Here is a 26,826-nt window from a genome sequence, read left to right on the forward strand (position 1 = left end):
CAACTGTGGGAGCTGGCTTGCCTGCGATAGGGCCATAAGCCCTCACACAAGGCTCAAGGCTCCAACCCAATCCCGCGCAAAATCACCGCGGTCACGGTCTGAATCGCCTTTTCGAACTGCATGTCCGACAACGGCTGGTGATCATTCAGAATCTTCACCTGGTGGTCAAAGTCGGCATAGTGCTGGGTGGATGCCCAGATCATGTACAGCAGGCTCGACGGTTCCACCGGCAGGATGCGTTTGTCCTCCACCCACTGGCGAATTTTCGCTTCTTTCATCTTGGCCCAGTCGTACAGGCTTTCGTCCAGCGCCTCACCGAGCGTCGGCGCACCGTGGATGATTTCATTGGCCCAGACTTTCGAGCCATAGGGCCGCGTACGCGAGCGCTGCATCTTGGCGCGGATGTAGCTGCTGAGCACCACCCGCGGATCATCAAAGGTTTCAAAGCTCAGGGCATCCTGCTTCCACAGCTCCAGCAGGTCGAACAGCACTGCGCTGTACAGTTCGCTTTTGGTGGTGAAGTAGTAATGCAGGTTGGAGCGTGGCAGTTGCACTTCTTCAGCGATGTCAGCCATGGCGGTGCTGCCGTAGCCTTTTTCAGCGAAGATTTTCTCCGCCGCCAGCAGGATTTTTTCGACGTTGACCCGCCGAATTCCGATCTTGTGATTGCCCATAAGGGCTCCCCGACAACAACATGGCCTCAAGACTACCATCGGCTCTAGATCGCGGCGACAGGGCATAATGAAACTTCTTACGCGAACCTTTCCCCTGCAAAACGGATTGGTTAGGATCGCGATCCCCATGAAGGATCATTGCCATGACTATCCGACCTCGCGTGGCCGCCGACGACCCAGTGCTGGGAGCACTGTGGGAGCGCTCGGTGCGGGCCACCCATGACTTCCTCCCCGAGGATGACATCCAGCGTTTGCTGCCACTGGTACGCGACGCTTACCTGCCGATGCCGGCCCTCGACGTTTGGGTCTATGAAGACCAGAACGGCATCGCCGGTTTTATCGGCACCGGCGGCCACAATGTAGAAATGCTGTTTATCGACCCCGATCGCCGTGGCCAGGGCATCGGCCGCCAATTGCTCGACCACGCCCGCGCACGCCACGACACGCTGACGGTGGATGTGAACGAACAAAACCCGCAGGCCGTGGGCTTCTACCTGCACTATGGTTTTATCCAGGTCGCGCGCTCGCCGCTGGATGGCGAAGGCAAACCCTTTCCCTTGCTGCACATGGCCTTACCGACTCCCTAAACCTGAAGGTATTGAACAATGTTGATCAAGAAAACCCTGACCACCGTCGCCCTGCTCGCCTCCTTGCTGGGCGCCTCGGCAGCCTTTGCCCATGCCCACCTCAAGAGTTCGACACCGGCGGCTGACAGCTCCGTCGCCGCGCCCGCCGACCTGCGCCTGACCTTCACCGAAGGCGTTGAAGCGACGTTCACCAAAGTGTCCCTGAGCAAGGACGGCACCGAAGTCGCGATCAAAGGCCTGGAAACCCCGGACGCCGACAAGAAAGTCCTGGTGGTCACGCCGGCGGCACCGCTAGCGGCCGGCACCTACAAAGTGGAATGGCACGCCGTGTCCGTGGACACCCACAAGAGTGAAGGCAGTTACAGCTTCAAGGTCGGCCAATAACCCATGGCGACCCTGCTGGTGCTGTGCCGCTTCCTGCATTTCATCGTCGTGCTGTTGATGTTCGGGGCCTGTGTGTTCAGGCCCTGGCTAGTTGGCGCTGAACCGCAGCCGGCGCTGGACCGGCAACTGCTGCGCCTCACCCGCGCGCTGGCCTGGCTGGGGCTGGGCTCTGGCGTAGCCTGGCTGCTGCTGATCACCGCCAGCATGGCCGGCAGCTGGGACGCGGCCTTGCAACCGGCCACCGTGCAGTTGGTGCTGGGCAAGACCTTTTTCGGCCAGGTGTGGGTCTGGCATCTGCTGCTGAACCTGTTGCTGGTGATCGCGCTGATCAAACCCTGGCCCGCCCTGCGCCTGCCACTGACTGCGCTGCTGTTGGCAACGCTGGCACCTGTGGGCCATGGCGCCATGCTCAATGGCTTGAGCGGACAATTGCTGATCCTCAACCAGGTAGTGCACCTGGTGTGCGTCGGCGCGTGGCTCGGCGGGCTGCTCGTGCTGGTGCTGATCTTCAGGCAGCCGCAGGGCTACGCGCTGCAGCCGATCCTCAAGCGCTTCAGCGGCGTGGGTTATGGCCTGGTCGGCGGGTTGCTGGTGACGGGCTTGATCAACGTGCGCGTACTGACCGGGCACCTGTGGCCCACACCGCTGTTCAACGGGTTCGCGCTGATTCTGTTGATCAAAGTGCTGCTAGTGCTGGGCATGCTGGCGTTGGCGTTGCTGAACCGGTTGCGTATTGAGCGCTGCGAAGAGCGCCGGGCCAGTTTGAAGGCCAGTGTGATGCTGGAGTGGGGATTGGGGGTGTGTGCAGTTGCCGCCGTTTCGCTCCTGGGCACCCTTCCGCCGATGGTCATGGCCAACTGAACATCTCTTTTGACATGCAATCGATGTGGGAGCGGGCTTGCCTGAGATGGCATCCACTCGGTGCACCTGATGCACCGAGGTGTCTACATCGCAGGCAAGCCAGCACCTACATTAACTGTGCCTGCTTTTGATCGAAACACACCACGTCATCGTACAACTTCCGCTTGACACCCCACGAAAACCCCGTAAATATCCCGCCCAATGTTGTACGACAACGTATAACAAATAATAAAAACAACAAAAGAAAAAGGGAGCTTCTCTGTGAATCAATTCGCCCGCAATTCCTCCTCGCGTATCGGCCTTATCGGTCTCGGCAGCCTGGCGTTCACCCTGCCCCTCAGCGCCCAGGCCGACGGTTTCCTTGAAGATGCCAAAGCCACGCTCAACCTGCGCAACGCCTACTTCAACCGTAACTTCACCAACCCGACCTACCCGCAGGCCAAGGCCGAAGAGTGGACGCAAAACTTCATCCTCGATGCCAAATCCGGCTTCACCCAGGGCACTGTGGGTTTTGGGATTGATGTGCTGGGCCTGTATTCGCAAAAGCTCGATGGCGGCAAAGGCACCGGCGGCACGCAGCTGCTGCCGATCCACAGCGACGGCCGCCCCGCCGACAATTTCGGCCGTCTGGGCGTGGCCCTGAAAACCAAACTGTCGAAGACCGAACTGAAAGTCGGCGAATGGATGCCGGTGCTGCCGATCCTGCGATCGGACGACGGCCGCTCGCTGCCCCAGACCTTTCGCGGTGGTCAGGTCACGTCCAATGAAATTGCCGGCTTGACGCTCTACGGCGGACAGTTTCGCGGCAACAGCCCCCGTAATGACGCGAGCATGGAAGACATGTTCATGAACGGTAAAGCCGCGTTCACCTCCGACCGTTTCAACTTTGGCGGCGGCGAGTACAGCTTCAACGACAAGCGCACACAGGTCGGCGTCTGGTATGCCGAGCTGACGGATATCTACCAGCAGCAGTATTTCAACCTGACCCACAGCCAGCCGGTAGGCAACTGGACCCTGGGCGCCAACCTCGGTTATTTCAACGGCAAGGAAGACGGCAGCGCCCTGGCCGGAGACCTCGACAACAAGACCGTGTCCGCCCTGCTCTCGGCACGCTACAACGGCAACACGTTTTATGTCGGCCTGCAAAAACTCACCGGTGACAGCCTGTGGATGCGGGTCAACGGCACCAGCGGCGGCACACTCGCCAACGACAGTTACAACGCCAGCTACGATAACGCCAAGGAAAAATCCTGGCAGGTGCGTCATGACTTCAACTTTGTGGTGCTTGGCATTCCGGGGCTGACCATGATGAACCGCTATATCAGCGGCAGTAACGTGCACACCGGGGCGATCACCGACGGCAAGGAGTGGGGACGCGAATCGGAACTGGCCTACACCGTGCAAAGCGGCGCGCTGAGGGACTTGAACGTGCGATGGAGGAATTCGACCCTGCGTCGGGACTTCAGCAACAATGAATTTGATGAGAATCGGATTTTTATCAGCTATCCGATTTCGCTGCTGTAATGCGATGAATGTGGCCGCTGGCTTGCCTGCGATAGCGGTGTTTCAGCAAAACGCCTATCCACTGACAGACGGCTATCGCAGGCAAGCCAGCTCTCACTTTTTTCAAACCTGTCGTCTGGCAGCGTTGACAACCTGGGGAATCCCTAACGATACTTCCAGCAAGTCATACGACAACCTACAACAACAATGGAACCCTCATGACCACCTCTACCATCACGCCTGTTCCATTCAACCGCCTGCTGCTCACCGGTGCCGCCGGCGGCCTGGGCAAAGTCTTGCGCGAACGCCTGCGCCCTTACGCCCAAGTCCTGCGCCTGTCGGACATCGCCAACATGGCGCCAGCGGCCGATGCATCCGAGGAAGTGCAACCTTGCGACCTTGCCGATAAACAAGCCGTGCACCACTTGGTGGAAGGCGTCGACGCCATCCTGCACTTCGGCGGCGTGTCAGTGGAGCGCTCCTTCGAAGAGGTCCTCGGCGCCAATATCAGCGGCGTGTTCCACATCTATGAAGCCGCTCGCCGCCACGGCGTGAAACGGGTGATCTTCGCCAGCTCCAACCACGTGATCGGCTTCTACAAGCAAGGCGAAACCCTCGACGCCCGCTCGCCTCGCCGCCCGGACAGCTACTACGGTTTGTCCAAATCCTATGGCGAAGACATGGCAAGTTTCTACTTCGACCGCTACGGCATCGAGACCGTGAGCATCCGCATCGGCTCCTCGTTCCCCGAACCGCAGAACCGCCGCATGATGCACACCTGGCTGAGCTTCGATGACCTCACTCAGCTGCTCGAGCGCGCGCTGTACACGCCGAACGTCGGTCACACGGTGGTCTACGGCATGTCGGACAACCTCGATACCTGGTGGGACAACCGCTACGCCGCGCACTTGGGTTTCACCCCCAAGGACAGCTCCGAAGTGTTCCGCGCCCAGGTCGAAACCCAGCCACCGGTCGCCGCCGATGACCCGGCCAAGGTCTATCAGGGCGGCGCCTTCTGCGCGGCGGGGCCGTTCGGTGACTGACTGCACACCCAAGGGAATGAGTTGCCATGACTGCTGAACTGATTGTTGACGCCCGCAATGCCGTGGGCGAATGCCCGGTGTGGGTGCCTGAGGAAAACGCGCTGTACTGGGTGGACATCCCCAACGGCGGCCTGCAGCGCTGGAGCGCTGCCAGCGGCCACAGTGCCGCCTGGAAAGCCCCGCAGATGCTCGCCTGCATTGCGCGCACCACAGCAGGCAACTGGGTCGCCGGGATGGAAACCGGGTTTTTCCAACTCACGCCACACGATGACGGCAGCCTGGACACCACCGCGCTGGCGAGCGTCGAGCACCCGCGCCCCGACATGCGCCTCAACGACGGCCGCTGTGACCGCCAGGGTCGCTTCTGGGCCGGCAGCATGGTGTTGAACATGGGCTTGAATGCGGCCCAGGGCACGCTCTACCGCTACGCCTGCGGTAGCGCGCCGCATGCCCAACTGGACGGGTTTATCACCCTCAACGGCCTGGCATTCAGCCCGGACGGCCGCACGATGTATGCCTCGGACTCACACCCGCTGGTGCAGCAGATCTGGGCCTTCGATTACGACACCCAGACCGGCACGCCCTCCAATCGTCGCGTGTTTGTCGACATGCATCAGTTTCTCGGTCGCCCCGACGGCGCGGCCGTCGACGCCGACGGCTGCTACTGGATCTGCGCCAACGACGCGGGGCTGATTCATCGCTTTACCCCCGACGGTCGCCTGGACCGTTCCCTCACCGTGCCGGTGAAAAAACCCACCATGTGCGCCTTTGGCGGCAGCCGCCTGGACACCTTGTTTGTCACCTCGATCCGTGATGACCACAGTGAACAGTCGCTGTCCGGCGGCGTCTTCGCCCTCAACCCTGGCGTACAAGGACTGCCCGAACCCCGCTTCACCCTCTAGCTGCATGGCTGTGCCTTGAATACAAAAATAACAACACAGGAGTGACATTCCATGGACTTCAAACGCACTTTGCTCGCCGCCACACTCGTTGCCCTCAGCAGCGCCGCCCACGCGCTGGAAATCAAGTTCGCCGACATCCATCCCGCCGGCTACCCCACCGTCGTCGCTGAAGAGAACATGGGCAAAGCCCTGACCCAGCAAAGCAACGGCGAACTGACCTTCAAGTACTTCCCAGGCGGTGTCCTGGGCTCTGAAAAAGAAGTCGTCGAACAGGCCCAGGTCGGCGCGATCCAGATGACCCGGGTCAGCCTCGGCATCGTCGGCCCGGTGGTGCCGGACGTGAACGTGTTCAACCTGCCGTTCGTGTTCCGCGACCAGGCGCACATGCGCAAGGTCATCGATGGCCCGATCGGCGACGAGATCCTCGCCAAGATCACCGACTCCGAATTCGGCCTGGTAGCCTTGGCCTGGATGGACGGCGGCACGCGCAATATCTACACCAAGAAACCGGTGCGTACGATCGAAGACCTCAAGGGCATGAAGATTCGCGTACAAGGCAACCCGCTGTTTATCGACGCTTTCAATGAAATGGGCGCCAACGGCATTGCCATGGACACCGGCGAGATCTTCAGCGCATTGCAGACCGGCGTGATTGACGGCGCGGAAAACAACCCGCCGACCCTGCTGGAGCACAACCACTTCCAGAACGCCAAGTTCTACACCCTCACCGAACACCTGATCCTGCCCGAACCCATCGTGATGTCGAAAATCACCTGGAACAAACTCACCCCCGTGCAACAGGACATGGTGAAAAACGCCGCCAAGGTTGCTCAGGCCGATGAGCGCGTGCTGTGGGACGCCAAGTCCGCCAGCAGCGAAACCAAGCTCAAGGCCGCCGGCGTAGAGTTCATCACTGTCGACAAAAAGCCCTTCTATGAGGCCACCGCGCCTGTTCGCGCGAAGTACGGCGCAGCTTACGCCGACATCATCGAGCGCATCGACGCCGTCGAGTAAGCCCCCTCCTCCTCTTAGTCAGGCCCGGCGCGGTCCGCTTTGACGTGCCCGGTTACGGTGAACGCCATGAAGAATCAACTGCTGCGCTTCAACGACCGCCTCTACATGACCTGCATCTGGGTCGCCGGCCTCTCGGTATTAGGCGTCGCGCTGATCATCCCCTGGGGCATTTTCGCCCGCTACATCCTCGGCACAGGCGCAAGCTGGCCAGAGCCCAGCGCCATCCTGCTGATGCTGGTGTTTACCTTTATCGGCGCCGCCGCCAGCTACCGCGCCGGGGCGCATATGTCGGTGGCCATGATCACCGACCGCCTGCCACCGCGCCAACGCCAACTCGTCGGCATCGTCTCGCAACTGTTGATGGCGACCATCTGCCTGTTCATGACGATTTGGGGCAGCAAGCTGTGCCTGTCTACCTGGAACCAGTTCATGAGCGCCATCCCCACCCTGCGCGTGGGCATCACCTATATGCCGATCCCGATTGGCGGCTTGCTGACCCTGGTGTTCGTGCTGGAAAAACTCCTGCTCGGCGACCAGAGCCACCGGCGCGTGGTGCGCTTTGACCTGGTTGAAGAAAGCGAAGGGGCTGCCTGACATGGACGCATTGATTCTGTTGGGCAGCTTTATCGCGTTGATCCTGATCGGCATGCCGGTCGCTTACGCCCTGGGGCTGTCGGCGCTGATCGGCGCGTGGTGGATCGACATTCCGTTCCAGGCCTTGATGATTCAGGTGGCAGGCGGGGTGAACAAGTTTTCGCTGATGGCGATTCCGTTCTTCGTGCTCGCCGGGGCGATCATGGCCGAAGGCGGCATGTCGCGCCGGCTGGTGGCGTTTGCCGGCGTGCTGGTGGGCTTTGTGCGCGGCGGCCTGTCGTTGGTCAACATCATGGCCTCGACGTTTTTCGGCGCTATTTCCGGCTCATCAGAGGCAGACACCGCCTCGGTCGGCTCGGTGCTGATTCCGGAAATGGAACGCCGCGGCTACCCCAGGGAGTTCGCCACGGCGGTGACCATCAGCGGCTCGGTACAGGCGCTGCTGACCCCGCCCAGCCACAACTCGGTGCTCTATTCCCTGGCGGCCGGCGGCACGGTGTCGATCGCCTCGCTGTTCATGGCCGGCGTGGTCCCGGGCCTGCTGATGAGCGCGTGCCTGATGGTGCTGTGCCTGATCTTCGCGAAGAAACGCGACTACCCCAAAGGTGAAGTCATCCCGCTGAAGCAGGCGCTGAAAATCTGCGCCGACGCGCTGTGGGGCCTGATGGCGATGGTGATCATTCTTGGCGGCATCCTCTCGGGTATTTTCACCGCCACCGAGTCCGCCGCGATTGCCGTGCTGTGGGCGTTTTTCGTGACCATGTTCATCTACCGCGACTACAAATGGCGCGAGTTGCCCAAGCTGATGCACCGCACGGTGCGCACCATATCCATCGTGATGATCCTGATCGCCTTCGCCGCCAGCTTCGGCTACATCATGACCCTGATGCAGATCCCGGCGAAGATCACCACGATGTTCCTGACCCTGTCGGACAACCGCTACGTGATCCTGATTTGCATCAACATGATGCTGCTGTTGCTCGGCACCGTGATGGACATGGCGCCGCTGATCCTCATCCTCACGCCCATCCTGCTGCCGGTGATTCTCGGCATCGGTGTCGACCCCGTGCACTTCGGCATGATCATGCTGGTGAACCTGGGCATCGGCCTGATCACCCCGCCAGTGGGCGCCGTGCTGTTTGTCGGCGCGGCGGTGGGCAAGGTCAGTATCGAGAAAACCGTCAAAGCCCTGCTGCCGTTTTATGGCGTGCTGTTTCTGGTGCTGATGGCCGTCACCTACATTCCGGCGCTGTCGCTGTGGCTGCCGGGCCTGGTGCTGTAACCCTTTATCCGAGGCCGAGGTTCAACGGTGGACGCAGGCTTGCCAGCGTCCACAAATCACCTCTGTGTTGGTTTATTCATGCGGCGGGACACCCATGCTTTCAGACTTGATCGAGCTCAGCGACCCACTCACCCACCTCACCCTGGCCCCGGCCCTGGGTGGCAGCATCGTCAATTGGTCGGTGCGCGCCACCGGGCAGCCGTTGTTGCGACACAGTGACGAGCACGCGGTAAATACCGGTTTACCGGGCAAGTTGGGGTGCTACCCGTTGGCGCCCTGGTCCAACCGGATCGCCCAAGGCGGTTTCGATAACCCCGACGGCTGGCTGGCGCTCACCGCCAACAGCCTGACCGATCCGTTGCCGATTCACGGTTCGGCCTGGCAACAGGCGTGGCACGTGGTCAGCCAGGCGGCGGATGAAGTGGTGCTGGGGCTGCGGTGCGACACGCCGTTCGCCTATCACGCCGAACAGCGCTTTGCCTTGCGCGACGGTGAGCTGAGCATCGCGTTGCGCGTAACGCATCTGGCCGAACAGGCGGCGTGGCATGGCTTGGGTTTGCACCCGTACTTGCCGCGTACGTCGGGCACGCGGTTGCAGGCCAAGGCTGGGCAGGTGTGGATGAGTGATGCCTCAAAGCTGCCCACAGGATTGGCGCCAGTGCCGCAGGCTTGGGATTTCAGCACTTTGAACACCCTGCCCGAAGGCCTGGTGGACAATGGGTTCTGCCAGTGGGACGGGCATTGCCGGATCGAGCAGCCGCACTTGGGCTACACCCTGGAATGCCGGGCGACCGGGGCGGATTACTTCCTGCTGTATTGCCCGCCGGGGTTGGCATTCTTTTGCATCGAGCCGGTGAGCCATCCGGTGAATGCCCATCACCTGCCCGGCAGGCCGGGGCTGAGGTTATTGGAGCAAGGCCAGTCGACCCAACTCGATTTCACCCTCAAATACAGTGCCCATGGGGACGCGGGCTTGCCCGCGAAAGCCGTGGGTCGGTAACCACGCGCTCTCCGGCACTGCGCTTTTGCGAGCACGCCCGCGTCCGCAGGGTGACCTGTGCTGTGTCAGGGCGGGGTGTCTTTCAGGCGCCCCGCCGTGTCGATACTCACCACCACCGATAACCCCGGCCGCAGGCGCTCGCTCTCGGCCTGATCCGGGTCAACGGTGATCCGCACCGGCACGCGCTGGGCGATCTTCACAAAGTTGCCGGTGGCGTTGTCCGCCTGCAACAGGCTGAATTCCGAACCGGTCGCCGGGGAAATGTGCTGCACCGTGCCGTGAAACTTGCGGTGGTTCAGCGCGTCCACCGTGAAGGTTACCGGCTGGCCCACCTGCACATTGTCCATTTGGGTTTCTTTCATGTTGGCGATCACCCACAGCTGGGGCGGCACCAATGCCATCAACTGCGCACCGGAGTTGACGAAGGCGCCCAGGCGCACGCCGATCTGCCCGAGCTGGCCGTCACGCGGCGCGAGGATGCGGGTGTTGGACAGGTCAATACGCGCCAGCTCCACTGCCGCGTCGGCACTGGCCACGGCGGCCTCCAGTGAACCGCGGTTGACGATCACGGTTTGCAGGTCCTGCCGGGCGATTTCCAGGCTGGCCTGGGCCTGGGCCACGGCGGCGATGGTCTGGGCATTGGCGGCGCGCGTCACGTCCAGTTCACGCTTGGACACCGAGCCATCGCTGATCAGCTCTTCGTTACGGCGCAAGTCAGCGGTGCTTTTTCGCGCCTGGGCCTGGCTGTCGACCAGCGCGGCCTGGCGCAGCTTGATGGTGGCTTCGGCACTGTTGCGTTGCTGCACCACGTTGGCCAACGAGGCTTTCTGCACCGCCAGTTGCGCCAACGCCTGGTCGAGGCGCTGCTTGTAGATGCGATCATCCAGGCGCACCAGCAGGTCGCCGGCCTTGACGAACTGGAAGTCCTGCACCGGCACTTCATACACATAGCCGCTCAGTTGCGGGCCGATAATCGTCACCTGGCCGCGCACCAGTGCGTTTTCAGTACTCTCCACGGCGCTGCTGAAGGGCGGCAATTGCCAGGCATAGAGCACGATCAGCACGCCGACGATGGCAATTGCGGCAAAGCCCAGCGATGAGATGACGCGCACCCGCAGTGAGCGTGGCTCAGTCGCGGTTGCTCCCGGTGGAGCGGTGCCTTCCGGGGTGGAGGCGATGGCGTTGGTGGTGGTCGTGGTTGTTTCGGTCATGAAGTAACGCCGCTGGGTTGAACGGGAGGGGCTGCTGCTTTGGTGGTGCTCATCAGCCACAGACTGCGGATGAAGATCCAGAGCATGGTGAGGATCGCGATGATCGCAATCAACATGAACACATCGTTGTAGGCCATCACATTCGCCTCACGCGTGGCCGCCGTGGCCAGGCTGCGAATGCCCATCAGGTTGCGCAATTGCGGGTCGGCGATGATACCGCCATACGCCGAACCGCCACTTTGCACCCGCGCGGCCACACGCGGGTCCAGTAAGGTCAGGTGTTCGACGATCATGCTGGAGTGATACTTCTCGCGCACGATCTGGAAAGTGCCCAGCAACGCCGCGCCTATCAGGCCGCCAAGGTTCTGGCAGATGCCGAACATCACCGAAAAACTCACCAGGTTGCGCGGGTTGGTGAGCACGTTGCGCGTGCCCAGCACCATGGTCGGCCCCAGAAAAAAGGTGCCGCCAAAGCCTAGCAGGAACTGGCTGATATACAGGTTCTGGGGACGGGTCAGGTTGCTTGAGAAGCTGTCCATCACCGAGCCGGTGGCCATCAGCGCCAGGGAGATGATCAAGGGCATCAACAGGTGCGCCGGGTTGATCGTCAGCGCACTGACCACCAGCCCGGCAATCGCCCCGGCCAGCATCACCACGTAGAGGGTGTGCATCTGCTGGTAGCTCATGTTCAACATTTGCATGAAGCCCACGGCGCCAGTGGATTGCTCCGACAACACCATGCGAATCAACACCACCGCCAGGGCCAGGCGAATCATCACCCCACTGCCCAGCCAACGGGTCATCAACAATGGGTTGGCGCGGTTATGCTCGATGGCCAGGCCGGCCATGATCAACACCAGGGAACAGGCCGACGCCACGCCGATCCACGGGGCTTCCAGCCACCAATCGATACGCCCCAGCGACAACACCGCGCAAAGCAGCGCCACGCCGGTGGCGAGGATGCCGAAGGTGAGGAAATCGAGTTTTTCAAAGGTCTTGAAGCGATCGCCGGGCGGCAGTTTGAGCAGGAAGACGCAACCCAGGCAGATCAGCGCCATGCCCAGTTCGAACAGGTACAGCCCGCGCCACTCGGCAATTTGCAGCAGGTCTTCAGAGAACAACCGCGCCAGTGGCAGTGCCAGCTGCGCCGTGCCCAGGCCGAGCACCAGGGCTTTCATGCGCCACTTGGCCGGGAACGCCTGGATCATGTAGTACAAACCCAGCGAACTCAGCGCCGCGCCCACCATACCGTGGGCCGCCCGCACCGCGATGGCGGAGCTGAGGTCGTTGACGAACAAGTGGCCGAAGGTGACCAGCGCATACAGCACCAGAAACACCTCGGTGAACGCGCGCAGGCCAAACTGCTGGCGAAACTTCACCAGCAGCAGGTTCATGCACACATTGGTCATCACATAGGCGGCGGGCAGCCAGGCCATTTCGGCGGTGGTCGCGCCCAAGGCGCCTTGCAAATATTGCAGGTTGGCGATCACCAGCGCGTTGCCCAGCCCACCGGTGATTGCCACCAGCACGCCGACCATCGCAAACAACCAGCGCTTGTGCGTGGGGTGCAGCGGCGTCGACGGCGAGCCGGGCAGGCTCGGTCGCTCGTGGGGCTGCCAGGTGTGGGGGGTGTATTTGTCCATTCGATGGCCTTGATAAGCCGACGTGCAAGGTCGGTGAATCCATTACTCAGGGAGTAGTAAACCTGAGAGACGTTCATCTTGCCATGTCAGGGCAGCAATTGAACTCTTGAACGGGCACGTTCAAAACGGTGGAGCGGGCTTGCTCGCGAAGACGGTGGGTCAGTCGACTCATTCGGTGTCTGGCACACCGCTTTCGCGAGCAAGCCGCTCCCACCGTTGGAATGTATTTCAGGTCGGTCAGAGTGTGGCCTTGAGCACCATGCCAATAGCCACCACCACGCACAGGCTGGCAAAGCCGACTTGCAGGGTGCGCGCCTTGATCACTGAACACAGGCGCCGCCCAATCAGCATGCCGACGATGCTCGCGCCGATAAACACCCAGCCCACAGGCTCGATGCTCACCCCGGCATGAAACGCACCCGCGACGCCAATCAGCGAGATCAGGCTGATCACCATCAACGAGGTGGCGACGATGCCGCGCATCTGCACATCCGTCAGCTGCTTGAACGCCGGCACGATCAGAAAGCCGCCACCCACGCCGAGCAAACCCGACACCGCACCGGTCACCGCGCCGAGGGCGGCCAACGTGGCGCTGCACTTGGCCGTCCAGGCCAGGCGCCCGGTCTGCTGATCAAGCATGCAGTTCTTCTGGCCCCACGACGCGGCGCCATGATCGCTGGGCCCGGCGTCGACCTTTTCGCGCTGCAACATGCGCCAGGCCACCAGCACCATCAATGCGCTGAACAGCCCCATCAGCACGGGCTCCGGCAGTTGATGGGCGAAAAATACACCCAGGGGCGAAAACAGTGCGCCAAGCAAGGCAATCAATAAGGCCGCGCGGTAACGCACCAGACCATGGCGCAAGCCGTCGATTGCGCCGACCGCCGCCGCCGCGCCCACCGCGAGCAATGACACCGGCGCCGCCTGGGTCATCGTCAAGCCCAACCCCAGCACCAGCGCCGGCACCCCAAGGATGCCGCCGCCCGCGCCCGTGAGGCCCATGACCAGGCCCATCAACACGCCCAATACGCTTGCCAGCAGCATTTAATCCACCTTGCTCAGACGGGTCAGCCACTCGCGGCCCTTGAGCATGCCGTTCCAGTAGAACCACGGCAGCAGCGTGGCCTTGAGAAACCACATCGAACGGCGCGCCTGGGTCGGGTCCAGCGGGAAGGTCGGCAGCAGTTTGCCGCCGTAGCCGAACTCGGCCAGTACCACCTTGCCCTTCTCCACCGTCAGTGGGCAGGAACCATAGCCGTCGTACTTGAGCGGCAGCGGCGCCTGTTGACGCAGGGCCAGCAGGTTTTCAGCGACCACCACGATCTGCTTGCGCACAGCGGCAGCGGTCTTGGCATTGGTGGTGCCGCACACATCGCCCAGGCCAAAGATGTGTGGGTAACGCAGGTGTTGCAGGCTGTGGGGGTTCACTTCACACCAGCCGGCGGCGTCGGCCAGCGGGCTTTGGCGGATAAAGTCCGGAGAGACTTGCGGCGGGACCACGTGCAGCAGGTCGAAGGATTTCTCTTGAACCGTGACCGTGCCCGCAGCGTCTTTCACCTCGAACCAGGCCTTGCGCGCCTGGCCATCGACCTTGACCAGGTTGGAATTGAACGCCAGGCGTGCCTGGTATTTTTCGACGTACTTCATCAATGGCGGCACAAAGGTCGCGACGCCAAACAGCGCGGCGCCCGCGAGATCGAATTCGACGTCGATGTTTTTCAGATGGCCTTGTTTGCGCCAGTGATCGCAGGACAGGTACATCGCCTTTTGCGGCGCCCCCGCGCATTTGATCGGCATGGCCGGCTGGGTAAAAATCGCCTTGCCGCCCTTGAGCTGCTGAACCAGTTGCCAGGTGTAGGCGGCATGCTCGTAGCTGTAATTGGAGGTCACGCCGTTTTGGCCCAGGGTGTCTTGCAGGCCTTCGACCTTTTCCCAGGCCAGGCGCAGGCCGGGGCACACGATCAGGTTGTTCCAGGTGACGCGCTGGCCGCTGTCGAGCACCAGAATCTGCGCCTCGGGCAGCACTTCGGTGACGGCGGCCTGCACCCAGGTGACGCCATTGGGCAGCACATCGGCGAGTGGCCGCCGGGTCTTTTTGACGTCGTAGGCGCCGCCGCCGACCAGGGTCCAGGCCGGCTGGTAGCAGTGATAGTCGCTCGGTTCGATCAGGGTGATGTTCAGGTGCGGGTCACGTTTGAGCAGGCTGGCCAGCAGGCCGATGCCCGCCGAACCGCCGCCGATGACTACGATATCGCCACTGATGGTAGGGCCACAGTGTTGGTCATTCATGGTCAATCGCCTTTCTTTTACATGCACACAAGGGTCGCTGCCGGATGGCGTCACGCCCAGCTTTTCATGACCGCGCCGCAGTACAGCCCGGACAGGGTTTTCATCACTTGAATCACTTCATGGCTGGCCAGCCCGTAGAAAATGTATTTGCCTTCCCGACGGGTGGCGACCAACCCTTCGTCACGCAGGATGCCCAACTGTTGAGACAGCGTGGGCTGGCGCACGCCGGTCAGCGCTTCCAGTTCACCCACGTTGCGCTCGCCCTGGGTCAATTGGCACAGGATCAACAAACGGTCCTCGTTGGCCAACGCCTTGAGCAAGGAGCAGGCCTTGGACGCCGATGCGCGCAACTGGGCGACTTCGCCCTCACTCAGAGTAGATTCCATTTGCTTCGGGTCCTTTACGTCACTTAAGCTCAAAACATTATGTGTAAACGTAAACTGATTGTAACGACTTTTTTCTTCACCGTTTTTCTTCCTCAACAGGGACAGCCGCCATGCCAGCGTTGATTCACGCTTTTCTGGACGAGGCATCGTCGACCTTCACCTACGTCATCCATGAAATGGACGGCGGCCCATGTGCCATCGTCGACTCGGTGCTCAACTACGACCCGGCCTCCGGGCGCACCGACACGGCCCAGGCCGACAAAGTCATCGCGTTTGTGCGTGAGCACGGCCTGCAGGTGCAATGGCTGCTGGAAACCCATGCGCATGCCGATCACTTGTCTGCCGCGCCGTACCTGCGCCGTACACTGGGCGGCAAGATCGCCATTGGTCAGTCGATCAGCAAGGTCCAGGACGTGTTCAAGAACCTGTTCAACCTGGAGCCGGAATTTCGCGTCGATGGCTCGCAGTTCGACCATTTGTTTGCGCCCGATGAGGTCTTTCATATCGGCAACCTGAAAGCGCAGGCGCTGCATGTGCCCGGGCATACCCCGGCGGACATGGCCTACTTGATCGACGACCGCTTGATTCTGGTGGGTGACACACTGTTCATGCCGGACGTGGGCACGGCGCGCTGCGATTTCCCGGGTGGCGATGCGCGGCAGTTGTATGCGTCGATGCGTAAGTTGCTGGCCTTTCCTTTGGAAACCGAACTGTACGTGTGTCATGACTACCCGCCTGAAGGCCGCGAGGCCAAGTGCCTGACCACAGTCGCGGAACAGCGCGCGGGCAATATTCATGTGCATGACGGGGTGGATGAGGCGACGTTTGTTGCGATGCGCACGAAACGTGATGCCGGGCTGGGGATGCCGACGCTGTTGTTGCCGGCGATTCAGGTGAATGTGAGGGCGGGGCATATGCCGCCTGCTGAGGGGAATGGGGTGACTTACCTGAAGATTCCGCTTAACCAACTCTGAAAGAGAATCTAAACGTGGGAGCGGGCTTGCTCGCGAAAGCGGCGGGTCAGTCAACTCATCGTGTGCCTGGCACACCGCTTTCGCGAGCAAGCCCGCGCCCACTTTTTTACAGCGGCGCGGCTGAGGTCATGTGCCGAGGTTGATGCCATTGGCGGGTAAAGGCAGCGCCGTCTTGTAGCGCACTTGCTTGAGCGCAAAGCTGGAGCGGATATTCGCGACGCCGGGCACTTTGGTCAAAAAGTCCATCATGAAGCGCTCCAGCGACTGGATCGTCGGCACCAGCACGCGGATCAGGTAGTCCGGATCACCGGCCATCAGGTAACACTCCATCACTTCCGGGCGGTCCGAGATCGCACCTTCGAACTGCTGCAGCGCCAGCTCGTTCTGCTTTTCCAGGCTCACATGAATAAACACGTTGACGTGCAGCCCGAGCAAATCGGCATCGAGCAGCGTGACCTGATCGCGAATCAGGCCCAACTCTTCCATTGCCTTGACCCGGTTGAAACACGGTGTGGGTGACAGGTTGACCGAGCGAGCCAGGTCGGCGTTAGTGATGCGCGCGTTCTCCTGCAGGGCGTTGAGAATGCCGATATCGGTACGGTCCAGTTTGCGCATGAGACAAAATCACCTGTTTATTATGTTTATGCAGTTTTTTTATCCGCAAATGATCGCGAGCGCAACGAAACACAGATAAATATTCTTCTACGCCACGCCTATGATTGTTGTAGGACAAGATTTCTCCTACCCGGAGACGGACTGTCAGCTAGCGCGCCCACTACAAGAAATTCACAAGATAGAGCGTAGAAAGCCATGACCCAGCAGTACGAACCACTGCGCCTGCACGTTCCCGAACCCTCGGGCCGCCCAGGCTGCAAGACCGACTTTACCTACCTGCGTCTGACCGACGCCGGCCTGGTGCGCAAACCCGCCATTGACGTAGAACCCGCCGACACCGCTGACCTGGCCAAGGGCCTGATTCGCGTGCTCGACGACCAAGGCCAGGCCCTTGGCCCGTGGGCCGAAGGCGTTTCTGTCGAGATCCTGCGCAAAGGCATGCGCGCCATGCTCAAGACGCGGATCTTCGACAACCGCATGGTGGTCGCCCAGCGGCAGAAAAAAATGTCGTTCTACATGCAAAGCCTCGGCGAAGAAGCCATCGGCAGCGCCCAGGCCCTGGCCTTGAACATCGACGATATGTGTTTCCCCACCTATCGCCAGCAAAGCATTCTGATGGCGCGCGAAGTGCCGCTGGTGGACTTGATCTGCCAACTGCTGTCCAACGAGCGCGACCCGCTCAAGGGCCGCCAGTTGCCCATCATGTACTCGGTCAAGGACGCTGGCTTCTTCACTATTTCCGGCAACCTCGCCACCCAATTCGTACAAGGTGTGGGCTGGGGCATGGCCTCGGCGATCAAGGGCGACACCAAGATCGCCTCGGCCTGGATCGGCGACGGCGCCACCGCCGAATCCGACTTCCACACCGCCCTCACCTTCGCCCACGTCTACCGTGCGCCGGTGATTCTCAACGTGGTCAACAACCAGTGGGCCATTTCCACCTTCCAGGCCATTGCTGGCGGTGAAGCCACCACCTTCGCCGGACGCGGTGTGGGTTGCGGTATCGCCTCCCTGCGCGTGGACGGCAACGACTTTATCGCCGTGTACGCCGCCTCCGCCTGGGCGGCCGAGCGTGCACGCCGCAACCTCGGGCCAACGCTGATCGAATGGGTCACCTACCGCGCCGGTCCGCACTCGACCTCGGATGATCCGTCCAAATACCGCCCCGCCGATGACTGGAGCCACTTCCCGCTCGGCGACCCGATTACGCGCCTCAAGCAGCACTTGATCAAGATTGACCAGTGGTCTGAAGAGGAACACGCGGCGGTCAGTGCCGAACTTGAGGCCGAAGTGGTCAAGGCGCAAAAAGAAGCCGAACAGTACGGCATCCTCGCCGGCGGCCAGATTCCAAGCGCCGCCACCATGTTCGAAGACGTTTATAAAGAGATGCCGGAGCACTTGAAGCGCCAGCGTCAAGAGTTGGGGATCTGACCATGAACGATCACAACAACCGTATCGAAGTGGAAACCGCCATGACCACCACCACCATGACCATGATCCAGGCCTTGCGCTCGGCCATGGATGTGATGCTTGAGCGTGACGATAACGTGGTGGTATTCGGCCAGGACGTCGGTTACTTCGGCGGCGTGTTCCGTTGCACCGAGGGCTTGCAGAACAAGTACGGCAGCTCGCGGGTATTCGACGCGCCGATCTCCGAAAGCGGCATTGTCGGTGTGGCGGTGGGCATGGGTGCCTACGGCCTGCGCCCGGTGGCAGAAATCCAGTTCGCCGACTACGTCTACCCCGCGACCGACCAGATCATCTCCGAAGCTGCGCGCCTGCGTTATCGCTCGGCCGGCCAGTTCACTGCGCCGCTGACCATGCGCATGCCCTGCGGCGGCGGCATCTATGGCGGCCAGACCCACAGCCAGAGTATCGAAGCGGTGTTCACCCAGGTCTGCGGCCTGCGCACGGTGATGCCGTCCAACCCGTATGACGCCAAAGGCCTGCTGATTGCCTCGATCGAAAACGACGACCCGGTGATCTTCCTCGAGCCCAAACGCCTGTACAACGGCCCGTTCGACGGCCACCACGACCGCCCGGTAACGCCGTGGTCGAAACACCCGCAAGCACAAGTGCCGGACGGTTACTACACCGTGCCGCTGGACGTCGCCGCCATCGTGCGTCCGGGCTCGGCCGTCACGGTGCTGACCTACGGCACCACCGTGTATGTGTCGCAAGTGGCCGCCGAAGAAACCGGCATCGACGCCGAGGTCATCGACCTGCGCAGCCTGTGGCCGCTGGACCTGGAAACCATCGTCAAGTCGGTGAAAAAGACCGGCCGTTGCGTGGTGGTGCACGAAGCCACGCGCACCTGCGGTTTTGGTGCCGAGCTGGTGTCGCTGGTCCAAGAGCATTGCTTCCATCACCTGGAAGCGCCGATCGAACGCGTCACCGGCTGGGACACGCCCTACCCGCACGCGCAAGAGTGGGCGTATTTCCCAGGGCCGTCCCGTGTGGGCGCGGCGTTGAAACGGGTCATGGAGGTCTGAATGGGCACGCACGTTATCAAGATGCCGGACATTGGCGAAGGCATCGCAGAAGTTGAACTGTCGGTATGGCACGTAAAGGTCGGCGACCTGGTGGTTGAAGACCAGGTGCTGGCGGATGTGATGACCGATAAGGCGATGGTGGACATTCCCTCGCCGGTGCACGGCAAAGTGATTTCCCTCGGCGGCGAGCCGGGTGAAGTCATGGCCGTGGGCAGTATTTTGATCAGCATTGAAGTGGAAGGCGCGGGTAACGCCAAGGATGTACCGGCGATGGCTGCACCGGCAACCGCTGCGCCTGCGCCTGCACCAGCTGCGGTTGCTGAAGCCAAACCCGCGCCAGCGCCAAGCAAGCCCGCGCCCGCGCCCGTGGTTGCAGCTCAACCACACGTGGCCCGTGAAGCTGACGAGCGCCCACTGGCCTCCCCTGCCGTGCGCAAACATGCCTTGGATGCTGGCATCCAGCTACGCCTGGTGCAGGGCACTGGTCCGGCGGGCCGGATTTTGCACGAAGATCTGGAGGCTTTCTTGCTCCAGCGTCCGGCGCAAAATAAAACCGCTGCCAACCCCTATGCCGAACGCACCGACGAAGAACAAATCCCGGTGATCGGCATGCGCCGCAAGATTGCCCAGCGCATGCAGGACGCCACCCGGCGCGCCGCGCATTTCAGCTACGTGGAAGAAATCGACGTCACCGCCCTCGACGAGTTGCGCGTGCACCTCAACGAGAAGCACGGTGCCACGCGCGGCAAGCTGACCCTGCTGCCGTTTATCGTGCGCGCCATGGTCGTGGCGTTGCGCGATTTTCCGCAGATCAACGCGCGGTACGACGACGAAGCCCAAGTCATCACCCGCCTTGGTGCGGTGCATGTGGGCATCGCTACCCAGAGCGACGTCGGCCTGATGGTGCCAGTGGTGCGTCACGCCGAAGCGCGCAGCCTGTGGGGCAATGCCGAGGAAATCGCGCGTTTGGCCACCGCCGCACGCAATGGCAAGGCCAGTCGCGACGAGCTGTCGGGTTCGACCATTACCCTGACCAGCCTCGGCGCCTTGGGCGGCATCGTCAGCACGCCGGTGCTGAACCTGCCGGAAGTCGCCATCGTCGGCGTCAACCGCATCGTTGAGCGGCCGATGGTGATCAAGGGCCAGATCGTGATCCGCAAGATGATGAACCTCTCCAGCTCCTTTGATCACCGCGTGGTCGACGGCATGGACGCGGCGCAATTCATCCAGGCCATTCGCGGCCTGCTCGAACAACCCGCCAGCCTGTTTTTGGAGTAAGGCATGTCCCAGACATTACACACCACGCTACTGATCATCGGTGGCGGCCCTGGCGGTTACGTCGCGGCGATTCGCGCTGGCCAGTTGGGTATCCCGACCATTCTGGTCGAAGGCCAGGCGCTGGGCGGCACTTGCCTGAACATCGGCTGCATTCCGTCCAAAGCCTTGATTCACGTGGCTGAGCAATTTCAGCAAACCGTGCACCACAGCCAGGGTTCGCAGTTGGGCATCGAAGTCGACGTGCCGACGCTGGATATCCGCAAGAGCGTGGAATGGAAAGACGGCATTGTCGATCGCCTGACCACAGGCGTCGCCGCCCTGCTGAAAAAGCACAAAGTGCAAGTGATCCACGGTTGGGCCAAGGTGGTCGATGGCAAGACGGTCGACGTCGGCGACCAGCGAATCCAATGCGAACACCTGCTGCTGGCCACCGGATCGAAGAGCGTCAACCTGCCGATGCTGCCGATTGGCGGGCCGATCATTTCCTCCACCGAAGCCCTGGCGCCCACGCATGTGCCCAAGCGTCTGATTGTGGTGGGCGGCGGCTATATCGGGCTGGAGCTGGGCATTGCCTACCGCAAGCTTGGCGCCGAGGTCAGTGTGGTCGAGGCGCAGGAACATATCCTGCCCGCCTATGACGCCGAGCTGACATTGCCGGTAGCCGAATCCCTCAAGCAACTGGGCGTGAAGCTGTACCTGAAACACAGCGTCACCGGTTTTGAGAACCAGTGCCTGCAAGTGCGCGATCCCAATGGCGACACCTTGTCGCTGGAGACCGATCAGGTGCTGGTGGCTGTGGGTCGCACACCCAATACCCAGGGCTGGAACCTGGAAGCGCTGAACCTGGACATGAACGGTTCGGCGATCAGGATCGACAGCCGTTGCCAGACCAGCATGCGCAACGTGTGGGCGATCGGCGACCTGAGCGGCGAGCCGATGCTGGCCCACCGCGCCATGGCTCAGGGCGAAATGGTGGCCGAACTGATCAGCGGTAAATCCCGCGAATTCAACCCGGCTGCAATCCCGGCGGTGTGCTTTACCGACCCGGAACTGGTGGTGGTCGGCAAGACCCCGGACGAAGCCAAGGCCGCGGGCCTGGACTGCATCGTGTCGAGCTTCCCGTTCGCCGCCAATGGCCGGGCGATGACGCTGGAGTCGAAAACCGGCTTTGTGCGTGTGGTTGCGCGGCGTGACAACCACCTGATTGTCGGCTGGCAGGCCGTAGGCGTGGGCGTCTCCGAGCTGTCTACCGCCTTCGGCTTGAGCCTGGAAATGGGCGCGCGTCTGGAAGATGTGGCCGGCACCATCCACGCCCACCCGACGCTCGGCGAAGCTGTACAAGAAGCGGCCCTAAGAGCCTTGGGCCACGCGCTGCACCTGTAAATCCGCGGTGAGGCTATCGCGGGCAAGCCCGGCTCCCACAGGGGAGTGCATTCCAAATGTGGGAGCCGGCTTGCCTGCGATAACGGCGGATCAGCCAACACACATGCTGAACGGCCCACCCACCTGCTCCCACACCGGCCAATAATGCAGTATTGTTGCGCCCATCCAGAAAAAACCGACACGCCTGCCTTCGACCAGGCGGTTGACCAGAGATAGAGGGTGTCATGGGTAACGAAAGCATCAATTGGGACAAGCTGGGTTTTGACTACATCAAGACCGACAAGCGGTTTCTCCAGGTCTGGAAAAACGGCGAATGGCAAGAAGGCACCCTGACCGACGACAACGTGCTGCACATCAGCGAGGGCTCCACGGCCCTGCATTATGGCCAGCAATGCTTTGAAGGCCTCAAGGCCTATCGTTGCAAGGACGGTTCGATCAACCTGTTCCGCCCTGACCAGAACGCAGCGCGCATGCAGCGCAGCTGTGCACGCCTGCTGATGCCGCACGTGTCGACCGATGACTTCATCCAAGCGTGCAAGCAAGTGGTCAAGGCCAACGAGCGGTTCATCCCGCCGTACGGCAGCGGCGGCGCGCTGTACCTGCGCCCGTTCGTGATCGGCACCGGTGACAACATCGGCGTGCGTACCGCGCCGGAGTTCATCTTCTCGGTCTTCGCCATCCCGGTCGGCGCCTATTTCAAAGGCGGCCTGGTGCCGCACAACTTCCAGATCTCCACGTTCGACCGCGCCGCGCCACAAGGCACCGGCGCCGCCAAAGTGGGTGGCAACTACGCTGCCAGCCTGATGCCGGGTGCCGAAGCGAAAAAATCCGGTTTCGCCGATGCGATCTACCTGGACCCGATGACCCATTCGAAGATCGAAGAAGTCGGCTCGGCCAACTTCTTCGGGATCACCCACGACAACCAGTTCATCACGCCGAAGTCACCTTCGGTGCTGCCGGGCATCACCCGCCTGTCGCTGATCGAGCTGGCCCAGTCGCGCCTGGGCCTGAAAGTGGTCGAGGGCGAAGTGTTCATCGACAAACTGGATCAGTTCAAGGAAGCCGGTGCCTGCGGCACAGCCGCCGTGATCTCGCCGATCGGCGGCATCCAGTACAACGGCAAGCTGCACGTGTTCCACAGCGAAACCGAAGTCGGCCCGATCACCCAGCAGCTCTACAAAGAACTGACCGGCGTGCAAACCGGCGACGTCGAAGCGCCAGAAGGCTGGATCGTCAAGGTCTAAGCCCTAAAGCCAGCCCCACACAACCCATGTGGGAGCTGGCTTGCCTGCGATAGCGGTCTATCAGTGACTGAACACGTTGACTGATAGACCGCCATCGCGGGCAAGCCCGCTCGCACATTTGCGCGACGGTGTGTTCAGGACTGCGGCGGAATATTCACTGCTATTTTCTTGCCCATGCTGATCCTCGGCTCCACCCCATACCCCAGCGCCTCATAAAACCCCACCACCGCATCATTGCCGCCCGTAATCTGCAAATTGATCTTCATGCACCCCAGTGCAGTCAACGCCTGTTCGGCATACCGCACCAACGAAGCCCCCAGGCCCTGCCGACGATAATCGCTGTGCACCGCCACCGAATACAGCCAACCACGATGCCCGTCGTAACCGGCGAGAATGCTGCCGATCACAGCCTTTTTATCCGTGGCCACAAAAAACAACCCATCGTTGACCGCCAGCTTCTTATCAATCGCCAACGTCGGCAGGTTGTGCGCGGTGTCGTACCCAAACGCCTCCTGCCACAAGGCCACCACTTGTGCACGGTGCTGACGGTCGCGATACGGCCCGATGGGGTGACGGGACAACAGCGCCTTCTCCATCACCAGCGTGCGCTCGTTACCGTGGTAGACATCGCGCACCGTGTGGAAACCCATCTTGGTGTAGAACGGCTCGGCGGTCAGCGAAGACGGCACGTTCAAGACCGTCACCCCGGCATCTCGCGCACGCAGTTCGATCTCAATCATCAACAACCGGCCAATGCCCTGCCCCTGCAACGCCGGGTTGACGAATACCGAGCGCACCACATTGGCATCCAGCGCCGCAGTGGCGACGATCACCTGACCCTGCACCGCCACCAGCACAACCCGACGCTGGAGCAAGGCCAGCACGGCGTCAGGCGTAAAATTGCTCGCCACGCGAGCGATCACATCCGCCGGGTAATCCCGCGCATTGCTGCTGTGCAAGGCCGACAGGATGACCTGGCTGATCCCCTCGGCATCGGTGGTTTGGGCAAGACGAACAGCGGTAGACATGCATTCTCCTTCCTGGCTCGGGTGTCACGACCGCCACCATACTAATGTGGGAGCTGGCTTGCCTGCGATAGCGGTCTGTCAGTCAGAACATTCAGTACTGACCTATCGCTATCGCAGGCAAACCAGCTCCCACAGTTTGAGCGCATTTCAAGCCTCTCAGCCGATTCGGCTGCCCCACCCCACTTTTCAGCTTTCCCGGCTGAGCCGCCCCTCTGTTTCAGCCGGGATTCCCCAACCGCAACGCACAAAATACCCCCACAGCTCAGCCCCCCATAGACCCGTGCACCCATGCAAACCACCAACACCGTCCTGATGATTCGCCCGGCGCTGCATTCGGTGACTGACACACCGCTATCGGGTACCGGCCCCCTCTCGCCGTTTTAACCGTGCCCGCTGGAAATTCGCTTGCCCGGCTTGGTCCCAATCAGCTTCGCCTGCCCATCGCGCTGCTTGCCCGTCCGCGCCTCGCTGATCAACCCCGGAATCAACTTGCCCTCCGGCAGGTTCTTCCAGAATCGACTGGGCAAGTGCCCTTCCATCACTTTGGGGTTCAAGCGCGCCGGGTTGAAGATATGGCTGTAGTAGGTCAGCCACATGGCGCTGTGAGGGTCTTCGACGTTTTGCGCCAGTTGCTGCCAGGCTTCGGGGCATTCGCGTTGATGAATCAACTGCTGACCGTCGTAATACACCCCATCCAGCGGCGTAGCGATCATCCAGCGATGCCGGCCCATGCGCCCGATAAAGTGCTGACTGGCTGATTTCAATATGTCGTGGGCCGGCTCATGCCAGGCCACGTATTCCGGCAACTGCGGCCCGGCCTCTGAGGGCAGCGCGATAAACCGCACAAATGCGTGCAGGTGGTGAGCTTCGCGACTCACCTGCTTGATCCGCCGTTGCAACTCACTGCCCAGCTTGTCCCCGGCCAGCATGGCGGTACGGTCGCCATGGCTGACTCGCCACAGCACCTCGTAGAGCAAGCTCCAGCGCTGATCGCCGTGATAGCAGGCGGCCGACTCCAACAGCGCCAACAGCGCCTTGGGAATGCGCGCCTGGAACGGCCCAAGCTGCGCAGGAATCGGCTCGTCGGTGGCAAACAGGTCTGCCACCTCGGCCTCGCCCCAGCTCACCTGGCTGGGGTCAACCTGATGGCTGAGCAGCCAGCGCGCCTGTTCGCGCCAGGTGCTGAACAGGTTGTCGCATTCCAGGCTGATCATCCCCACAACCCCATTTGCTGAGGCTGCGGGCGGTCGCGCAGTTGCTCGCGCAGCAACACGCTGGTGGTGTCGGCCTGTTGTGGGTGGTAGTCACTGGTGATGAAAAACGGCTTGGCCTTGGCCAGCACGCAGCGCATGCGCGCCAGGTCTTCGAAACGGATTTTGCGTTCGCGGCGCAGGTCCACCAGGCGCTGGGTAGTGCGCAAGCCGATGCCGGGGATGCGCGCAATCAACGTGGGTTCGGCGCGATTCAAGTCCAGCGGAAACACCTCGCGATGCTCCAGCGCCCAGGCCAGCTTGGGGTCGATATCCAGCGCCAGGTGACCGGGGCCTTTAAACAGTTCGTTGGCGCTGAAACCGTAACTGCGCAACAGAAAGTCTGCCTGATACAAACGGTGCTCGCGCATCAGCGGCGGCGCGGCCAGGGGCACGCTTTTCGGGCTGTTGGGGATGGGGCTGAACGCCGAATAATAGACGCGGCGCAACTTGAAGTTGCCGTACAGCGCCTCGGCGCCGTGCAAGATGGTGCTGTCGTCGGTGTCGTCGGCGCCGACGATCATCTGCGTGCTCTGCCCGGCCGGGGCGAAACGCGGCGCGCGCGGCTCATTGAGGACGGTTTGCTCACCGGTGTAGATGGTTTGCATGGCTTGCTTGATTGAAACGATCTGCTTTTCCGGCGCCAGGGTTTGCAGGCTGGCATCGGTGGGCAACTCGATGTTCACGCTGAGCCGATCGGCATAACGCCCGGCCTCGGCGATCAGTGCCGGGTCGGCTTCGGGAATGGTCTTGAGGTGGATATAGCCGCGAAAGTCATGCTCTTCGCGCAACAGCTTGGCGACCCTGACCAGTTGCTCCATGGTGTAGTCGGCCGAGCGAATAATGCCGGAACTGAGAAACAGCCCGCTGACGCAATTGCGCCGGTAGAAATCCAGGGTCAGGGTGACCACCTCCTCCGGGCTGAAACGCGCACGCGGCACGTCGCTGGAGCGGCGGTTGACGCAGTACTGGCAGTCGTAAAGACAGAAATTGGTCAGCAACACCTTGAGCAACGACACACAACGGCCGTCCGGGGTGTAACTGTGGCAGATGCCCATGCCGTCGGTGGAACCCAGCCCGGCCTTGCCCTCGGAACTGCGCTTGGGCGCGCCACTGCTGGCGCAGGAAGCGTCGTACTTGGCGGCGTCGGCGAGGATACTGAGTTTTTCGATCAACTGCATGGAGAGCT

At 61.6% G+C, this 26,826-nt stretch carries 26 protein-coding genes; 16 read left to right on the plus strand and 10 right to left on the minus strand.

Annotation, left to right across the window (positions count from 1 at the left end):
* Window positions 1-53: 53 nt before the first annotated feature.
* The gene (locus tag C4J83_RS19395; RefSeq protein ID WP_119735688.1) at window positions 54-674 is read right to left on the minus strand and encodes a TetR/AcrR family transcriptional regulator; all 621 of its coding nucleotides are present in this window, start codon (window positions 672-674) and stop codon (window positions 54-56) included.
* Between the two features lie 143 nt (window positions 675-817).
* On the opposite strand from C4J83_RS19395, the gene C4J83_RS19400 reads away from it, so the two are divergent.
* The 10 genes from C4J83_RS19400 to C4J83_RS19445 all read left to right on the plus strand — a co-directional run bounded on the left by C4J83_RS19400 (window position 818) and on the right by C4J83_RS19445 (window position 9,844).
* Window positions 818-1,261: a GNAT family N-acetyltransferase gene (locus C4J83_RS19400; protein ID WP_106578861.1), complete on the plus strand. Its 444-nt coding sequence runs from the start codon at window positions 818-820 to the stop codon at window positions 1,259-1,261.
* 18 nt (window positions 1,262-1,279) lie between these two features.
* Window positions 1,280-1,645 (plus strand): copper homeostasis periplasmic binding protein CopC, encoded by a 366-nt coding sequence (copC, locus tag C4J83_RS19405; RefSeq protein WP_106578862.1) that lies wholly within the window; start codon window positions 1,280-1,282, stop codon window positions 1,643-1,645.
* 3 nt (window positions 1,646-1,648) lie between these two features.
* Window positions 1,649-2,506 carry a copper homeostasis membrane protein CopD gene (gene copD, locus C4J83_RS19410; protein ID WP_124417943.1) on the plus strand — a complete coding sequence of 286 codons (858 nt, stop codon included), beginning with the start codon at window positions 1,649-1,651 and terminating at the stop codon, window positions 2,504-2,506.
* A gap of 261 nt (window positions 2,507-2,767) precedes the next feature.
* A complete protein-coding gene (locus tag C4J83_RS19415; RefSeq protein ID WP_106578864.1) occupies window positions 2,768-4,030 on the plus strand; it encodes an OprD family porin in 1,263 nt (420 codons plus the stop codon).
* 197 nt (window positions 4,031-4,227) lie between these two features.
* Window positions 4,228-5,052 (plus strand): NAD-dependent epimerase/dehydratase family protein, encoded by an 825-nt coding sequence (locus tag C4J83_RS19420; protein WP_106578865.1) that lies wholly within the window; start codon window positions 4,228-4,230, stop codon window positions 5,050-5,052.
* A 26-nt stretch (window positions 5,053-5,078) separates the two neighbouring features.
* Window positions 5,079-5,954: an SMP-30/gluconolactonase/LRE family protein gene (locus C4J83_RS19425; RefSeq protein ID WP_119735694.1), complete on the plus strand. Its 876-nt coding sequence runs from the start codon at window positions 5,079-5,081 to the stop codon at window positions 5,952-5,954.
* A gap of 51 nt (window positions 5,955-6,005) precedes the next feature.
* Complete coding sequence (locus tag C4J83_RS19430; RefSeq protein ID WP_124417944.1) at window positions 6,006-6,968, plus strand: TRAP transporter substrate-binding protein; 963 nt, start codon at window positions 6,006-6,008, stop codon at window positions 6,966-6,968.
* A gap of 66 nt (window positions 6,969-7,034) precedes the next feature.
* The gene (locus C4J83_RS19435) at window positions 7,035-7,562 is read left to right on the plus strand and encodes a TRAP transporter small permease (protein ID WP_106578868.1); all 528 of its coding nucleotides are present in this window, start codon (window positions 7,035-7,037) and stop codon (window positions 7,560-7,562) included.
* Window position 7,563: 1 nt separating this feature from the next.
* On the plus strand, window positions 7,564-8,844 hold the full coding sequence (locus C4J83_RS19440; protein WP_124417945.1) for a TRAP transporter large permease: 1,281 nt from the start codon (window positions 7,564-7,566) through the stop codon (window positions 8,842-8,844).
* 94 nt (window positions 8,845-8,938) lie between these two features.
* Window positions 8,939-9,844, plus strand: coding sequence for an aldose 1-epimerase (locus C4J83_RS19445; RefSeq protein WP_177416158.1), 906 nt, complete (start codon window positions 8,939-8,941; stop codon window positions 9,842-9,844).
* A 65-nt stretch (window positions 9,845-9,909) separates the two neighbouring features.
* Here C4J83_RS19445 and C4J83_RS19450 read toward each other — a convergent pair whose 3' ends face one another.
* From C4J83_RS19450 to C4J83_RS19470, 5 genes are all read right to left on the minus strand, one after another.
* Window positions 9,910-11,055 carry an HlyD family secretion protein gene (locus C4J83_RS19450; protein ID WP_119735698.1) on the minus strand — a complete coding sequence of 382 codons (1,146 nt, stop codon included), beginning with the start codon at window positions 11,053-11,055 and terminating at the stop codon, window positions 9,910-9,912.
* Complete coding sequence (locus C4J83_RS19455) at window positions 11,052-12,698, minus strand: MFS transporter (protein ID WP_106578871.1); 1,647 nt, start codon at window positions 12,696-12,698, stop codon at window positions 11,052-11,054. The genes C4J83_RS19450 and C4J83_RS19455 overlap by 4 nt, the downstream gene beginning before the upstream one ends.
* A gap of 237 nt (window positions 12,699-12,935) precedes the next feature.
* Complete coding sequence (locus C4J83_RS19460; protein ID WP_119735700.1) at window positions 12,936-13,742, minus strand: sulfite exporter TauE/SafE family protein; 807 nt, start codon at window positions 13,740-13,742, stop codon at window positions 12,936-12,938.
* Window positions 13,743-14,987 carry an NAD(P)/FAD-dependent oxidoreductase gene (locus tag C4J83_RS19465; protein ID WP_124417946.1) on the minus strand — a complete coding sequence of 415 codons (1,245 nt, stop codon included), beginning with the start codon at window positions 14,985-14,987 and terminating at the stop codon, window positions 13,743-13,745.
* Window positions 14,988-15,037: 50 nt separating this feature from the next.
* Window positions 15,038-15,373, minus strand: a complete 336-nt coding sequence (locus C4J83_RS19470; protein ID WP_016974127.1) for an ArsR/SmtB family transcription factor — start codon at window positions 15,371-15,373, stop codon at window positions 15,038-15,040.
* Between the two features lie 110 nt (window positions 15,374-15,483).
* Between C4J83_RS19470 and C4J83_RS19475 the strand changes: the two genes are divergently transcribed.
* Window positions 15,484-16,347: an MBL fold metallo-hydrolase gene (locus C4J83_RS19475; protein ID WP_124417947.1), complete on the plus strand. Its 864-nt coding sequence runs from the start codon at window positions 15,484-15,486 to the stop codon at window positions 16,345-16,347.
* A gap of 126 nt (window positions 16,348-16,473) precedes the next feature.
* Here C4J83_RS19475 and bkdR read toward each other — a convergent pair whose 3' ends face one another.
* On the minus strand, window positions 16,474-16,962 hold the full coding sequence (bkdR, locus tag C4J83_RS19480; RefSeq protein ID WP_078743488.1) for a Bkd operon transcriptional regulator BkdR: 489 nt from the start codon (window positions 16,960-16,962) through the stop codon (window positions 16,474-16,476).
* 195 nt (window positions 16,963-17,157) lie between these two features.
* Here bkdR and C4J83_RS19485 point away from each other — a divergent pair, with 195 nt between their 5' ends.
* The 5 genes from C4J83_RS19485 to C4J83_RS19505 all read left to right on the plus strand — a co-directional run bounded on the left by C4J83_RS19485 (window position 17,158) and on the right by C4J83_RS19505 (window position 23,359).
* Window positions 17,158-18,393 (plus strand): 3-methyl-2-oxobutanoate dehydrogenase (2-methylpropanoyl-transferring) subunit alpha, encoded by a 1,236-nt coding sequence (locus tag C4J83_RS19485; RefSeq protein ID WP_124417948.1) that lies wholly within the window; start codon window positions 17,158-17,160, stop codon window positions 18,391-18,393.
* A 2-nt stretch (window positions 18,394-18,395) separates the two neighbouring features.
* Entirely contained in the window at window positions 18,396-19,454 is a 1,059-nt protein-coding gene (locus C4J83_RS19490) for an alpha-ketoacid dehydrogenase subunit beta (protein ID WP_119735708.1), read from the plus strand.
* The gene (locus C4J83_RS19495; RefSeq protein WP_124417949.1) at window positions 19,455-20,732 is read left to right on the plus strand and encodes a dihydrolipoamide acetyltransferase family protein; all 1,278 of its coding nucleotides are present in this window, start codon (window positions 19,455-19,457) and stop codon (window positions 20,730-20,732) included.
* Window positions 20,733-20,735: 3 nt separating this feature from the next.
* On the plus strand, window positions 20,736-22,115 hold the full coding sequence (gene lpdA / locus C4J83_RS19500) for a dihydrolipoyl dehydrogenase (protein ID WP_124417950.1): 1,380 nt from the start codon (window positions 20,736-20,738) through the stop codon (window positions 22,113-22,115).
* A gap of 224 nt (window positions 22,116-22,339) precedes the next feature.
* Entirely contained in the window at window positions 22,340-23,359 is a 1,020-nt protein-coding gene (locus tag C4J83_RS19505; protein WP_124417951.1) for a branched-chain amino acid aminotransferase, read from the plus strand.
* Between the two features lie 134 nt (window positions 23,360-23,493).
* Here the strand turns inward: C4J83_RS19505 and C4J83_RS19510 are convergent, their stop codons facing one another.
* The 3 genes from C4J83_RS19510 to C4J83_RS19520 form a co-directional block, all read right to left on the minus strand.
* Window positions 23,494-24,387, minus strand: a complete 894-nt coding sequence (locus C4J83_RS19510; protein ID WP_124417952.1) for a GNAT family acetyltransferase — start codon at window positions 24,385-24,387, stop codon at window positions 23,494-23,496.
* Window positions 24,388-24,767: 380 nt separating this feature from the next.
* On the minus strand, window positions 24,768-25,601 hold the full coding sequence (locus C4J83_RS19515; protein WP_119735718.1) for a TIGR03915 family putative DNA repair protein: 834 nt from the start codon (window positions 25,599-25,601) through the stop codon (window positions 24,768-24,770).
* Entirely contained in the window at window positions 25,598-26,818 is a 1,221-nt protein-coding gene (locus C4J83_RS19520; RefSeq protein ID WP_124417953.1) for a putative DNA modification/repair radical SAM protein, read from the minus strand. Before C4J83_RS19520 ends, C4J83_RS19515 begins: the two co-directional genes overlap by 4 nt.
* Between the last annotated feature and the right edge of the window lie 8 nt (window positions 26,819-26,826).

It is taken from the genome of Pseudomonas sp. LBUM920 (assembly GCF_003852315.1).
Taxonomy (GTDB): domain Bacteria; phylum Pseudomonadota; class Gammaproteobacteria; order Pseudomonadales; family Pseudomonadaceae; genus Aquipseudomonas.

What these genes read in the sequence shown, in the direction of transcription:
- C4J83_RS19430 (WP_124417944.1), top strand. Translation starts at nt 6,006, where the DNA reads ATGGACTTCAAACGCACTTTGCTCGCCGCCACACTCGTTGCCCTCAGC.
- C4J83_RS19450 (WP_119735698.1), bottom strand. Translation starts at nt 11,055, where the DNA reads ATGACCGAAACAACCACGACCACCACCAACGCCATCGCCTCCACCCCG.
- C4J83_RS19460 (WP_119735700.1), bottom strand. Translation starts at nt 13,742, where the DNA reads ATGCTGCTGGCAAGCGTATTGGGCGTGTTGATGGGCCTGGTCATGGGC.
- copC (WP_106578862.1), top strand. Translation starts at nt 1,280, where the DNA reads ATGTTGATCAAGAAAACCCTGACCACCGTCGCCCTGCTCGCCTCCTTG.
- C4J83_RS19425 (WP_119735694.1), top strand. Translation starts at nt 5,079, where the DNA reads ATGACTGCTGAACTGATTGTTGACGCCCGCAATGCCGTGGGCGAATGC.
- C4J83_RS19455 (WP_106578871.1), bottom strand. Translation starts at nt 12,698, where the DNA reads ATGGACAAATACACCCCCCACACCTGGCAGCCCCACGAGCGACCGAGC.
- C4J83_RS19475 (WP_124417947.1), top strand. Translation starts at nt 15,484, where the DNA reads ATGCCAGCGTTGATTCACGCTTTTCTGGACGAGGCATCGTCGACCTTC.
- C4J83_RS19520 (WP_124417953.1), bottom strand. Translation starts at nt 26,818, where the DNA reads ATGCAGTTGATCGAAAAACTCAGTATCCTCGCCGACGCCGCCAAGTAC.
- C4J83_RS19400 (WP_106578861.1), top strand. Translation starts at nt 818, where the DNA reads ATGACTATCCGACCTCGCGTGGCCGCCGACGACCCAGTGCTGGGAGCA.
- C4J83_RS19510 (WP_124417952.1), bottom strand. Translation starts at nt 24,387, where the DNA reads ATGTCTACCGCTGTTCGTCTTGCCCAAACCACCGATGCCGAGGGGATC.
- C4J83_RS19420 (WP_106578865.1), top strand. Translation starts at nt 4,228, where the DNA reads ATGACCACCTCTACCATCACGCCTGTTCCATTCAACCGCCTGCTGCTC.
- copD (WP_124417943.1), top strand. Translation starts at nt 1,649, where the DNA reads ATGGCGACCCTGCTGGTGCTGTGCCGCTTCCTGCATTTCATCGTCGTG.
- C4J83_RS19435 (WP_106578868.1), top strand. Translation starts at nt 7,035, where the DNA reads ATGAAGAATCAACTGCTGCGCTTCAACGACCGCCTCTACATGACCTGC.
- bkdR (WP_078743488.1), bottom strand. Translation starts at nt 16,962, where the DNA reads ATGCGCAAACTGGACCGTACCGATATCGGCATTCTCAACGCCCTGCAG.
- lpdA (WP_124417950.1), top strand. Translation starts at nt 20,736, where the DNA reads ATGTCCCAGACATTACACACCACGCTACTGATCATCGGTGGCGGCCCT.
- C4J83_RS19440 (WP_124417945.1), top strand. Translation starts at nt 7,564, where the DNA reads ATGGACGCATTGATTCTGTTGGGCAGCTTTATCGCGTTGATCCTGATC.
- C4J83_RS19515 (WP_119735718.1), bottom strand. Translation starts at nt 25,601, where the DNA reads ATGATCAGCCTGGAATGCGACAACCTGTTCAGCACCTGGCGCGAACAG.
- C4J83_RS19490 (WP_119735708.1), top strand. Translation starts at nt 18,396, where the DNA reads ATGAACGATCACAACAACCGTATCGAAGTGGAAACCGCCATGACCACC.
- C4J83_RS19445 (WP_177416158.1), top strand. Translation starts at nt 8,939, where the DNA reads ATGCTTTCAGACTTGATCGAGCTCAGCGACCCACTCACCCACCTCACC.
- C4J83_RS19470 (WP_016974127.1), bottom strand. Translation starts at nt 15,373, where the DNA reads ATGGAATCTACTCTGAGTGAGGGCGAAGTCGCCCAGTTGCGCGCATCG.
- C4J83_RS19395 (WP_119735688.1), bottom strand. Translation starts at nt 674, where the DNA reads ATGGGCAATCACAAGATCGGAATTCGGCGGGTCAACGTCGAAAAAATC.
- C4J83_RS19495 (WP_124417949.1), top strand. Translation starts at nt 19,455, where the DNA reads ATGGGCACGCACGTTATCAAGATGCCGGACATTGGCGAAGGCATCGCA.
- C4J83_RS19485 (WP_124417948.1), top strand. Translation starts at nt 17,158, where the DNA reads ATGACCCAGCAGTACGAACCACTGCGCCTGCACGTTCCCGAACCCTCG.
- C4J83_RS19505 (WP_124417951.1), top strand. Translation starts at nt 22,340, where the DNA reads ATGGGTAACGAAAGCATCAATTGGGACAAGCTGGGTTTTGACTACATC.
- C4J83_RS19465 (WP_124417946.1), bottom strand. Translation starts at nt 14,987, where the DNA reads ATGAATGACCAACACTGTGGCCCTACCATCAGTGGCGATATCGTAGTC.